The organism is Cryobacterium sp. HLT2-28 (assembly GCF_004402495.1).
GTDB classification, from domain to species: Bacteria; Actinomycetota; Actinomycetes; order Actinomycetales; family Microbacteriaceae; genus Cryobacterium; species Cryobacterium mannosilyticum.
On the sequence record NZ_SOFH01000012.1, the window covers coordinates 104,101 to 116,169 of the forward strand.

Consider the following 12,069-nt stretch of genomic DNA (forward strand, 5'->3'; position numbering starts at 1 on the left):
ATGTTCCCGGTGTGCGGGCAACAGATGTCCGGTACGGGAACAGTTGCGGCTGTTAGGGGGCGGAGGGGGACTTCTGGCGGGTGAGGAAGGCGTCCAGGGTGCCGAGGCGGTGGTTGCGGGCGGCGAGCTCGACCTGCAGGGCGTCAGCGCCGTTCTCGATCAGGTCGAGCAGCGCGGTGTGTTCGGCGACGGATTCGTGGGCGCGGCCGGGCACGAAGCTGAAGATGGAGTCGCGGAGGGCGCTCAGCCGGCTCCAGCCGCGGTGCACGAGGTCGAGCAGGTGCGGGTTCGGGCAGGCCTCGAACAGCGTGGAGTGGAACTCCAGGTTCAGCCGGGTGAAGCTGACCGGGTCGAAATGGTCGAGGCAGTCGGCCATCTCCGCGTTGATCCGCCGGGCGCGTTCGAGCGTGTCCGCGTCGAGCACGGGCGCGGAGAGCGCCGTCGCGTAGCCCTCGACCAGGCTGAGCGTCTGCATGGTGTGCACATACTCCGTGGCGTCGAGCATCGCGACCTGCGCGCCGATGTTGCGTTCGAAGGTGACCAGACCCTCCGCCTCGAGCAGGCGGATGGCCTCCCGCACGGGAACCGCGCTGACGTCGAGTTCGCGGGCGATCTGGCCGAGCACCAGGCGGTAGCCGGGGCTGTAGGTGCCGTCACTGATCCGCGACCTGATCCACTGGTGGGCCAGCTGGGCCTTGCTCAGGCCGTCGGCGGCCGAACCCGGGGAAACCGTCATCACTTCTCCTCCTGCCAGTGCCGGTAGCGGGCCTTCCAGTCCGCGTTCATCGGGTACAACCCGTCGACGTCGTGGCCGGCGGCGACCATCTCGGCGATGAAGGCCTCCTCGCGTTCCTGCTCGATGGCGGAGGCGACGACCTCCTCGACCAGGTGCGGCGGGATGACGAGAACGCCGTCGGCGTCGCCGACGATGACGTCGCCCGGTTGCACGGCGGCGCCGCCGCAGGCGATCGCCAGGTCGGTGTCCCACGGCACGTGGCGACGGCCGAGCACCGCCGGGTGCCCGCCGGCGTGGTAGGTGGGGATGGCGAGGGCGCTGACGGCCGCGAGGTCGCGCACGCCGCCATCCGTCACGATCCCGGCCGCGCCGCGAACCTGGGCGCGCAGGGCGAGGATGTCGCCGACGGTGCCGGTGCCGCGCTCGCCGCGGGCCTCCATCACGATCACGTCGTCGGGCCCGAGCGAATCGAAGGCGCGTTTCTGGGCGTTGTAGCCGCCGCCGTGGGACTCGAACAGGTCTTCCCGGTTCGGCAGATAGCGCAGGGTGCGCGCCCGGCCGACGAGGCGGGCATCGGGCCTGGTCGAGCGGAGACCGTCGATCGACACGTTGTTGAGGCCGCGTTTGCGCAGCTGGGCGCTCAGGGTGGCGGTGCCGACGCTGTTGATGCGTTCCTTCAGGGTGGCGGTGAGCGTGAATGCGGGAGCCTCCGGAGCGAGCCCGGCGGCCTCCGCCGAGCCCCAGGCCTCGGTGCGCTGCAGGTCATCGACCTGGGGTGCGGCGCCGTAGCCGGCCAGCGGGACGGTGCCGTCGACGACGACGGTGCGGAGCCGGCCCGTGGACAACGGCGTCGGTATGGTCGGGGCGTCGACCTCGACCTCGACGACGTCGCCCGGCCGCAGCACCGAGGCGCCGGCGGGAGTGCCGGTCAGGATGATGTCGCCCGGTTCGAGGGTGATCAGCTGGGAGAGGTCGGCGACGAGCCGGCCGAACGGGAAGTACAGGGTGCCGGTGGTGTCCTCCTGGGCGAGGACGCCGTTGACCCAGGTGCGGATGCGCAGGGCCGCCGGGTCGACCTCGCCGGCCGGCAGCACGACCGGCCCGATCGGGGTGAAGCCGTCGCCGCCCTTGGAGCGGAGGTTGGAGCCCTTGTCGGCGTGACGCAGGTCGTAGACGCCGAAGTCGTTGGCGGCGGTGACCCCGGCCACCGCGTTCCAGCCCTCGACGGGGTCGACCCGGCGGGCCGTCCGGCCGATGATCAGGGCGATCTCCCCCTCGAAGGCGAGCAACTCGGTGCCGGCCGGGCGTTCGATCTCGCCGGAGAGGGCGAGCGAGCTGGCGGGCTTCAGGAAGTACGACGGCTGGGCCGGGACCCGTCCCCGCTGCGCGGCTCGACTGGGGTAGTTGATGTGCACGGCGATGACCTTGCCGGGCCGGGCGCCGACGAGCGCCTCGACGGCGGATGCGATGGTGTCGCTCATCCCACACTCCTCTGTGTTGAAAGCCTGCGGTGTTGAAGCCTGCGGTGCTGTGAAGTCTGCGGGGCTGGTGGCCGCCGGCCTTCTCGACCGGCATGTATCAAATCATATACGATCTGGGCAAGCGGCACAACGGCGGCACAACGTGGGCACAACGGCGGGGCAGGGGATCAGCGTTTCCGCCGCTCCCCTGCCCCGTCATTGCCGGTCTGCCCTAGTCGCGGGCAGACACCCCGAGGTGCACCCCGCGCGTCTCCTTGACCACGGAGACCGCGGCGAAGGAGATGGCGGCGAGCACCATGATGTAGATGCCGATCGAGGGCGACCAGCTGGTCTCATCGAGCAGCAGCTGGGCGATCAGGGGGGCGAAGGCCCCGCCGAGAATAGCCCCGAGGGCGTAGCCGATCGACACGCCGGAGTAGCGCACGTGGGCCGGGAACATCTCGGCGTAGAGCGCAGCCTGGGGTCCGTAGGACAGGCCGAGGCCGACCGCGAGCACGACCAGGGCGACCGCGAATAGGACGATGTTCTTCGTGTCGATCAGCAGGAACATCGGGATGGCCCAGGCGAAGAGCCAGGCGTAGCCGATCTGGAAGGTGCGGATGCGGCCGATCCGGTCGGACAGGATCCCGCCGAACATCGTGGCCGCCAGCCAGAAGACCGCCGCGACCGTGCTCGCCAGCAGCACCGGGGAGCGCTCCATGCCGAGGCCGCCGGCCTCGGCCGGCTTCGTGGCGTAGGAGGAGAAGAAGGCGATCAACAGGTAGCCGGCGGCGTTGTTGGCGATGAAGATGAGGGCGGTGAGCACGACCTGGCGCCAGTTGTGCGCGAAGAGTTCCTTCAGTGGTGCGGCGGACTCCTTCTTGCGCTCCTGGAGTTCGGTGAAGACCGGGCTCTCGTTGACGGAGCGACGGATGATGTAGCCGATCCCGATCAGGACGACGGACAGGAGGAACGGGATCCGCCAGCCCCAGGCGAGGAACGCCTCCTCGGTCATCGAGTTGGTCACGACGAGCATGACGCCGGTGGCGAGGATGAGCCCGGACGGCACGCCGATCTGCGGGTAGGCGCCGAAGAAGCCGCGCTTGTTGTCCGGCGCGTGCTCGACCGACATGAGTGCGGCGCCGCCCCACTCGCCACCGGCGGAGAAGCCCTGCAGGATGCGCAGCAGGATGAGCAGCAGCGGAGCCGTGACACCGATTTGCGCGTAGGTCGGCAGCACGCCGATGAGCACGGTCGACGCGCCCATCATCACGAGGGTGACCACGAGCATGGCCTTGCGGCCGAGCCGGTCGCCGAGGTGCCCGGCGACGATCGCGCCGAGCGGGCGGAACAGGAAGCTGATCCCGATCGACGCCCAGGCGACGAGCTGGGCGAGTGCGGCGTTGTCGCTGCCGAGGGGGGCGAAGTAGAGGCCGGCCAGTACGAGGCCGGCGGCCTGCGCGTAGATGAAGAAGTCGTACCACTCGATCGTGGTCCCGACCATTGTGCCGACGAGGACGCGTCGTTCCTCGAGTCGTTTCGCGTTCGTCGTCGTTGGTTCATGCGTCAGAGCCATGGAATACTCCCTTGTATTCGGTGCGGGGAAAGTCGAGCGGTGGTGCACGGGCGGTGCCCAGATGGTGCGTCACGATCTGCGAGGACCATATCACAAATCGTATATTATGTGTGGCAGGGGGCCGGACCGACGCCGGACCGTGACCTGCGCGCCTGGCCGGGCTAGCGCATCCGTGCCGCGATCGCCGCGGCGGCGAGGCCGAGCCGGGCGCCGAGCTCGGCGGGCTCACGCGCCCCGGCCAGGTAGACCACGGCGAGGGCGGCGGGCGGTTCGCCCGGCACGGACAGCGGAACGGCGACGGACGCCAGGCCGGGGATGACCTCGTCGTGGCTCGTCGCGAAGCCCGGGGCGCCGAGGGCGGAGGCCTCCGCCCGCCGGCCGGCGTCGCCGCCGAGCTCGGCCCACTGGGCCGAGGAGAGCAGCGACTGGATGGCGATCCCCGGCGCACCGGCGGCGAGCGGATGCCGCGTCCCCGGCCGCTGGGCCACCGTCGCGTGCGCCTGCCGGGGCTCGACGCTGACGAGGGTGACGACCTCGACCCGGTCGAGCACGGCGATGAAGGCCGTCATCCCGAACTCGTTCGCGACGCTGGTCAGCTCGGGCAGCGCCGCGGCCTGCAGGTCGCGGGACACCCCGCGGGCGAGCGCGGCCATCCGCGGGCCCAGGCGCACGGCGCCGGCGGCGTTCCGCACCACGACGCCGTGGTCCTCGAGGGTGCGGAGAATCCGGTAGGCGATCGACCGGTGCACGCCGAGGGCGGCGGCGACCTCGGCGATGGTGAGCGGGGAGTCGGCGTCGGCCAGGATCTCGAGCACGCGGATGCCGCGGGAGAGGGTCTGCGAGTGCGGCGCGGCGCTCGCGCCGGCCTGGCTGGGTTGAATCGACACGTCGCCATTCTCGCATCCGCCTCCCCGGCGAGGTCTCGGGTGCGGCTAACTCAGGAGAATGACGGGACGGCGAGTCGGCGGCCGGACTGGTCCGCGGGCGGCGATCGGTCGGCCAGGCAGTCATCCTGAGTTGGCCCCGCGCCGCAGCGACCCGGAGAGGAGGGTGGGCTGCTCCGGGCGACCGGCCACGGGCGGAGGCGAGTGCGGGCCGCGGTCGTGCGCCGGCCCGCCGCAGCCGTGCGCCGAGAATCAACACGGACCGGGTGGACCGGCCTAGTTTGGTGCTCAATGAGCGCGATCTGGGTCTCCGTCTGCCTGGCCGCCGCCGCCGGTGCGGCCGGCCTCGCTGCCGTCTGCGCGCTCGCGGCTCTCCGCACGCCGGGGCGCAGCGCCGCGGCGGCACCGGCCATGGTGGTGATGGCGGCGTCCACGTTCGACATGGTCCGGTCGGACGCGCACCTGCTCAGCCCCCTGGCCTGGGCCGCTCTGCTGGTCGGGGCGGCCCTCCTCGCACTGCTGGACCGGCGCCGGCGGGTCGCGGCGGCGCACCACGCGGCGGCGCTGCTGCTGATGGCCGTGATGTGGGCCGGGATGCTGCCGGGCACGGCGGCGGGTGGTGGCGCCGACGGCGGGAATGCGGCGGCCGCCGCGTCAGCGCCCGGGCTGTCGGCCGCCGGGGCGTCGGTGTCCGCCGCCGGCACGGCGGTGTCCGCGGCCGCTCATTCCGGGCACGGGCCGGCGTGGACCGGCGGCGGGGTGCTGCTGGGCTGGCTGGTGGTGGCGGCATCCGTCGCCCTGGCGGCCGCCGCCGTGCGCGCCGTGCGCGCGGCGAAACACCGCGCCGGGTGGCGGGGAGCCGGTGTTGCTGACAGGCTGGAGGCGACCCAGCAGGTGAGCATGGCGCTGGCGATGGCCGCCATGGCCGCCGGCATGCTCCTGCCGCTGCCCTGGGGGTGAACCCGGGCTGCTGCCCCGACCACGTTGCCTTGGATAGAATTCGACCGTCGCTCGACGGGCACACACAAGTATGGGAGACCCTATGACGCATGTCACCGAAGCCGAACTGCTCCAGCACGTACCCAACGAGCTGTTCATCAACGGCAAATGGGTGCCCGCCGCCGACGGGGCCACCCTGACCGTGCACGACCCGGCCACCGGCAAGGTCATCAAGACGATCGCCGACGCGGGCGTCGCGGATGGCGCAGCCGCCCTCGACGCGGCCGTCGCGGCGCAGGCCGGCTGGGCGGCCACCCCGCCCCGGGTGCGCGGGGAGATCCTGCGCCGGGCCTTCGACCTGCTGCGGGAGCGCAAGGAGGAGTTCGCCCTGCTGATGACCATCGAGATGGGCAAGCCGCTCGCCGAAGCGTACGGCGAGGTGGCCTACGGCGGCGAGTTCCTGCGCTGGTTCAGCGAGGAGGCCGTGCGCGTCACCGGCCGCTACGGCACCAACCCGGAGGGCACCGGGCGGATGATCGTCTCCCAGCACCCGGTCGGGCCGTGCTTCCTGATCACCCCGTGGAACTTCCCGCTCGCGATGGCGACCCGCAAGATCGCCCCGGCGCTCGCCGCGGGCTGCACCGTCGTGATCAAGCCCGCCGAACTGACCCCGCTGACCACCCTGTTCTTCGTGCGGCTGCTCGAGGAGGTCGGTCTGCCGGCCGGGGTCGTCAACGTGATCACGACCTCGACGTCGGCCGCGGTGTCCGGGCCGATCATCGCCGACCCGCGCCTGCGCAAGCTCAGCTTCACCGGGTCGACCACGGTCGGGCAGAAGCTGATCCAGCAGTCCGCCCAGGGCGTGCTGCGCACCTCGATGGAGCTCGGCGGCAACGCCCCGTTCGTCGTCTTCGAAGACGCCGACCTGGACAAGGCCGTCGCCGGCGCGATCGCCGCGAAGTTCCGCAACGTGGGCCAGGCCTGCACCGCGGCGAACCGGTTCATCGTGCACGAGTCCGTCGCCGACGAATTCGCGCGCCGGGTCACCGAGAAGGTCGCCGACTTCACTGTCGGACGCGGCACCGAGGACGGCGTCACCATCGGCCCGCTGATCAACCAGGCCGCCATCGACAAGGCCGACACGCTCGTCCAGGACGCGCTCGGCAGGGGGGCGACGCTGCTGACCGGCGGGTCCGCCATCGCCGGGCACGGAACCTTCTACCAGCCCACGGTGCTCTCGGGCGTCGCGCCGGGCAGCGACATCCTGCGTGAAGAGATCTTCGGGCCGGTGCTGGCGATCTCCACGTTCGGCGACGAGGACGAGGCCGTGCGGCTCGCCAACGACACCGAGTACGGGCTGGTCGGCTACGTGTTCACCCGGGACCTGGCCCGCGGGCACCGGATGATCGAACGCCTGCACACGGGCATGATGGGCCTGAATGTCGGCGTGCTCTCCAACGCGGCGGCGCCGTTCGGCGGGGTCAAGCAGTCCGGCCTGGGCCGCGAGGGCGGGCTCGAGGGCATCCACGAGTACCTCTCGACCAAGTACACGCTCCTGCCCGATCCCTTCCTCGACTAGGAGGGCGCCGCCGGCGATCCCGCCGTCCCGCCTGATCCCCGTCCCGCCTGATCCCCGCCCCGCCTGATCCCCGCAGAGGGTGTGCCCACCGCCGTGTGCACAACTCCTGCAATTCGCTCCGACCGCGGTGGCGTGCCGCAGAATTCAGCGGATGCCGGTCCGGCCTGGCAGAATCCGCAGGAGTTATGCACGGGCGGGCGGGCGGGCGGATGGACGTGCACGCGGGCACGCGGGCACGCGGGCGGGCACTCGGGCGGTTGGGCGGTTGGGTCGGGCCGGGGCCGGCGGGCCCGCGGCTAGACTTTGCGGATGCCCGTCATCGAGATCAGCGACCTCAGCGATCCGAGGCTGGTCGACTACGCCCATCTGACCGATGTCGCCCTGAAGAAGGCGCGTGGCACCGAGCATGGCCTGTATATAGCCGAATCGGCATTGGTTCTGCAGCGTGCGCTGCGGGCCGGGCATCGGCCGCGGTCGGTGCTGGCGCTCGGCAACACCGTCGACGAGGCGCGCGCGCTCGTCGGCGAGGACGTGCCCGTTTTCGTCGGCCCGGGCGAGCTGCTCGCGGAGCTGACCGGGTATATCCTGCACCGCGGGGTGATCGCGGCGATGCACCGGCCCGAGCTTCCGGCCCCCGACGTCCTGCTCGCCGGCGCCCGCCGGATCGTCATCCTCGAGAACGTGTCGGACCCCACCAACGTCGGCGCGATCTTCCGCTCGGCCGGCGCGATCGGTGCGGATGCGATCCTGGTCACGCCGCGCTGCTCCGACCCGTTCTATCGCCGGGCGATCCGGGTGTCGATGGGCACCGTGCTGCAGGTGCCGTGGACCCGGGTCGGCGACTGGCCGAGCACCCGCGCCCTGCTGGACCGGCACGGTTTCCACGTGGCAGCCCTCTCCCTGGCCGAGGATGCCGTGAGCCTGCGCGACTTCCGCGGCGCCGAGCATGAGCGGCTGGCCCTGCTGCTCGGCGCGGAGGGTGAGGGGCTCACCGGCGACGCGCTCGCGGCATCCGACAGCATCGTGCAGATCCCGATGAAGCACGGCATCGACTCGCTCAATGTGGCCGCGGCCAGTGCCGTCGCCATGTGGGCGCTCTCCGGCTGACCGGCCCCCCGGCTGACCGGCCCCTGGCTGACCGGCCCCTGGCCGACCCCGCCCCAGCCGACCCGCCCCTGGCCGACCCGCGGCTCCTGACGCCCGAGTAGGCGCCACCCCCGTGGCTAATTCAGGAAATCCGGGGGCGGCCCCGTCCGCGCCCCCGGACCAGTGCGGCGGCGCGCGGATGCCGCGCCGGATCTCCTGAGTTGGCCACACTCGCGGGGCGGGCCGGCAGGGGGTGACGCGCGCGGACGACGCGGCGTCGGCGCGGAAGCCTAGGCTGAGGGCATGAGCAATGATGCTGTCATCGTCGATGTCGTGCGCACCGCGTCCGGCCGGGGCAAGCCGGGGGGTGCCCTCTCCGGTGTGCACCCGGCCGACCTGCTGGCCGGCGTGCTGCGCGAACTGGTCAGCCGTAACGGCCTCGACCCGGCGCTCGTCGAGGATGTGATCGGCGGCTGTGTCAGCCAGGTCGGCGAACAGAGCTACAACGTGGTGCGCACGGCACTGCTGAGCGCGGGGTTCCCCGAATCCGTGCCGGGGACCACCATCGACCGGCAGTGCGGCTCGAGCCAGCAGGCCGCGGCCTTCGCCGCGCAGGCGGTCATGTCCGGCAGCTGCGACGTGGTCATCGCCTGCGGCGTCGAATCGATGAGCCGGGTGCCGCTGGGCTCCTCGCTCGGTGCGAGGCCGAGGCCGGGGCAGGACTCCGGCACCGAGGGTCCCGGCCTGGACCCGCACGGCGCCCTGATGCACGCCCGCTACCCGCAGGGCCTGGTCAACCAGGGGGTCTCGGCCGAACTGATCAACCAGCAGTGGCGGCTCGGGCGCGGCGAGCTGGATGCCTTCGCCGCCCGCTCGCACCGACTCGCCGCCGCCGCCGCCGACCGCGGCGACTTCGACGGGGAGCTCCGGCCGACGACCCTCCCCGACGGCCGGGTCGTCACCGAGGACGAGACCATCCGCCCCGGCACCACCCTCGACTCCCTCGCCGCGCTTCCGCCGGCGTTCCGCACCGACGCGCTGGCCGCCCGGTTCCCGAAGCTCGACTGGCACATCACCGCGGGCAACTCCTCGCCGCTCACCGACGGGGCCTCCGCGGCGTTGATCATGAGCGCGAAGCGGGCCGTCCGGCTCGGGCTCAACCCGCGGGCGCGGTTCCACAGCTTCGCGGTCACCGGGAGCGACCCGAAGCTCATGCTGACCGGGGTGATCCCGGCGACCCGGCGCATCCTCGAACGCTCCGGCCTCGGCATCGACGACCTCGACGCCTACGAGGTCAACGAGGCGTTCGCCAGCGTCCCGCTCGTCTGGCTGCGCGAGATGGGCGCCGACCCGGCCCTGCTCAACCCGCGCGGCGGCGCAATCGCCCTCGGGCACGCGCTCGGCTCGTCCGGCACCCGGCTGCTCGGCACCCTGCTCAACCACCTCGAACTCACCGGCGGGCGGTGGGGCCTGCAGACCATGTGCGAGGGCGGCGGCATGGCCAACGCCACCATCATCGAGAGGCTCTGATGCGCATCGACGGATGCTCCGCGCTCGTCACCGGCGCGGCATCCGGCCTCGGCCTGGCGACCGCCCGCTCTCTCGCCGCGGCCGGCGCGGCGGTCGTGCTGCTCGACCTGCCCGGCTCCGCGGGAGAGCAGACCGCCGCCGCGCTCGGCGGCCCGGCCCGGTTCGTCGCCGGGGACGTCACCCGCGCCGAGGACGTGCAGGCCGCCGTCGACGCGGCGACCGGGCTCGGACCGCTGCGGATCGTGGTCAACTGCGCGGGCATCGCCCCCGGGCAGCGCACGGTCGGCCGGGACGGACCGCTGCCGCTCGACGACTTCGACCGGGTGATCCGGATCAACCTCGTCGGCACCTTCAACGTGATCCGACTGGCCGCGGCCGCGATCCAGGCGACCGACCCGATCTCTGGGGCAGGTACAGCCGGGTCGGGCGCGGCTGCGGGCGCGGATGTCGGGTTGGGCGTGGCTGCGGGCGCGGATGTCGGGTCGGGCACGGATGTCGGGTCGGGCACGGCCGCGTATGCCGGGTCGGCCGCGGATGTCGGGTCGGGCGCGGCTGCGGGCGCGGATGCCGGGTCGGGCGCGGCTGCGGGCGCGACCGGGGGCGCAGAGGCCGGCACTGGAACCGGCTTCCGCCTGGGCGGGGACGCAGGCTCAGCCGCCGACCTGGAGCCAGGCTCGGGCACCGGTCCATCCCTCGAGCCCGACGTGCCGCCGGGCATCCCCGAGCGCGGGGTAATCATCAACACGGCGTCGGTCGCGGCCTTCGACGGGCAGATCGGGCAGGCAGCCTATGCGGCGTCGAAGGGCGGGGTCGCCGCGATGACCCTCCCGCTCGCCCGCGAGTTCGCCCGGTCACTGATCCGGGTGGTCGCGATCGCTCCCGGCATCTTCGACACCCCGCTGCTGCAAGGGCTCCCGGAGACCGTGCGCGAGTCGCTCGCGGCATCCGTACCCCACCCGGCCCGGCTGGGCGACCCGGCCGACTTCGCCGCGCTGGTGCGGCACATCGTGGAGAATCCGATGCTCAACGGCGACACGATCCGGCTCGACGGCGCCATCCGGATGCCCCCGCGCTGACCCGATAGCCGCCCGCGCCGTATCCGCGCCGTGATCGCGCCGTGTCCGCGGATGCCGCGGCCAGGCCTCAGCGGGTGAGCGCGCCACTTGCGCCGTTCCGCGCCAGGTGCGCCAGGAACGTCGCGGCGGAAGTGGAGCGCTCGGCACCGCCCCCCGCTGCCCTCCGCCGCCCCCCGCTGCCCCCGGAGCCCGCCGCAGCCCTCCGCTGCGACGGATGCCCGTGGCGAGTGCAGCGCTTGAGCAGCGGCCTCGCCTCAGCTGACGTGAGCGCGCCACTTGCGCCGTTCCGCGCCAGGTGCGCAGGGAGCGTCGCGGCGGAAGTGGAGCGCTCGCCACCGTGGAGGCCGGCAGCGTCAGGCCGGGGCGGACGGCTGCTGCTGCGTGATGCAGTGGATGCCGCCGCCGCGCGCGAACAGCGGCCGCGCCTCGACCGCGACCACGCTCCGGCCGGGGTAGGCGGCGGCGAGGATCTCCCGTGCGGCCTCGTCGGCGCGTTCCTCGCCGAAACTGCAGGCGATCACACCCCCGTTCACCACGAGGTGGTTGACGTAGCTGTAGTCCACGAACCCCTCCGAATCGCGCAGCACGGCCGGGGCGGGCAGGTCGAGGATCGTCCAGGGGGTGCCCGCGGCATCCGTCGACTCGGCGAGTACCCGCCGCAGCTCCCGGCTGACCTGGTAGTCGGGATGCGCCGGGTCGTCCTGCGAATGCACCAGCAGCGTGCCGGGGGAGGAGATCGCCGCGACGATGTCCACGTGGCCCTGGGTGCCGTAGCGCTCCTGGTCCCGGGTGAGCCCGCGCGGCAGCCAGACCACGTGGGTGGCCCCGATCGTGCGCGCGAGCTCGGCCTCGACCGCTGCCCGGTCGGCGAGCGGGTTGCGGCCGGGGTCGAGCTGCACGCTCAGGGTGGCCAGCACCGTGCCCAGCCCGTCGACCTGGATGCCGCCGCCCTCGTTCACGAGCGACGACGGGATGCGGGTGGCCCCCGACAATTCCGAGACCAGGCGGCCGATCTCGGCGTCCTTGCCCCAGCGCGCCCAGTCCTGGCCGCCCCAGCCGTTGAACGTCCAGTCCACCGCGCCGAGCATGCCGGCGCCGGGCCCAGCGGCGCCGGGCCTACCCTCGCCGGGCATGCCGGGGCCGGGCCCACCCTCGCCGGGCATGCCGGCGCCGGGCCCAGCGGGGCCGGGCCTACCCTCGCCG

Annotated in this window: 10 protein-coding genes; 5 read left to right on the forward strand and 5 right to left on the reverse strand. The window is 72.8% G+C overall.

Annotated features, from left to right (window positions below; all coding sequences use genetic code 11):
• Positions 1–52: 52 nt before the first annotated feature.
• The 4 genes from E3O48_RS06040 to E3O48_RS06055 form a co-directional block, all read right to left on the reverse strand.
• Entirely contained in the window at positions 53–736 is a 684-nt protein-coding gene (locus E3O48_RS06040; protein WP_134537701.1) for a GntR family transcriptional regulator, read from the reverse strand.
• Positions 736–2,217 (reverse strand): fumarylacetoacetate hydrolase family protein, encoded by a 1,482-nt coding sequence (locus tag E3O48_RS06045; RefSeq protein WP_134537702.1) that lies wholly within the window; start codon positions 2,215–2,217, stop codon positions 736–738. The genes E3O48_RS06040 and E3O48_RS06045 overlap by 1 nt, the downstream gene beginning before the upstream one ends.
• A gap of 211 nt (positions 2,218–2,428) precedes the next feature.
• Positions 2,429–3,772 carry an MFS transporter gene (locus E3O48_RS06050; RefSeq protein ID WP_134537703.1) on the reverse strand — a complete coding sequence of 448 codons (1,344 nt, stop codon included), beginning with the start codon at positions 3,770–3,772 and terminating at the stop codon, positions 2,429–2,431.
• Between the two features lie 161 nt (positions 3,773–3,933).
• A complete protein-coding gene (locus tag E3O48_RS06055) occupies positions 3,934–4,653 on the reverse strand; it encodes an IclR family transcriptional regulator (protein ID WP_134510990.1) in 720 nt (239 codons plus the stop codon).
• 294 nt (positions 4,654–4,947) lie between these two features.
• On the opposite strand from E3O48_RS06055, the gene E3O48_RS06060 reads away from it, so the two are divergent.
• The 5 genes from E3O48_RS06060 to E3O48_RS06085 all read left to right on the forward strand — a co-directional run bounded on the left by E3O48_RS06060 (position 4,948) and on the right by E3O48_RS06085 (position 10,866).
• Positions 4,948–5,616, forward strand: coding sequence for a hypothetical protein (locus tag E3O48_RS06060; RefSeq protein WP_134537704.1), 669 nt, complete (start codon positions 4,948–4,950; stop codon positions 5,614–5,616).
• Positions 5,617–5,698: 82 nt separating this feature from the next.
• A complete protein-coding gene (locus E3O48_RS06065; protein ID WP_134537705.1) occupies positions 5,699–7,174 on the forward strand; it encodes an NAD-dependent succinate-semialdehyde dehydrogenase in 1,476 nt (491 codons plus the stop codon).
• A gap of 309 nt (positions 7,175–7,483) precedes the next feature.
• Positions 7,484–8,281 (forward strand): RNA methyltransferase, encoded by a 798-nt coding sequence (locus E3O48_RS06070; protein ID WP_134537706.1) that lies wholly within the window; start codon positions 7,484–7,486, stop codon positions 8,279–8,281.
• Positions 8,282–8,563: 282 nt separating this feature from the next.
• On the forward strand, positions 8,564–9,790 hold the full coding sequence (locus tag E3O48_RS06080) for a thiolase family protein (RefSeq protein WP_134537707.1): 1,227 nt from the start codon (positions 8,564–8,566) through the stop codon (positions 9,788–9,790).
• Complete coding sequence (locus E3O48_RS06085) at positions 9,790–10,866, forward strand: SDR family NAD(P)-dependent oxidoreductase (RefSeq protein WP_134537708.1); 1,077 nt, start codon at positions 9,790–9,792, stop codon at positions 10,864–10,866. The genes E3O48_RS06080 and E3O48_RS06085 overlap by 1 nt, the downstream gene beginning before the upstream one ends.
• Positions 10,867–11,219: 353 nt before the next feature.
• On the opposite strand, the gene E3O48_RS06090 is transcribed toward E3O48_RS06085, so the two are convergent.
• On the reverse strand, positions 11,220–12,069 hold an 850-nt coding region (locus tag E3O48_RS06090), incomplete at its 5' end, for an agmatine/peptidylarginine deiminase (protein ID WP_134537709.1).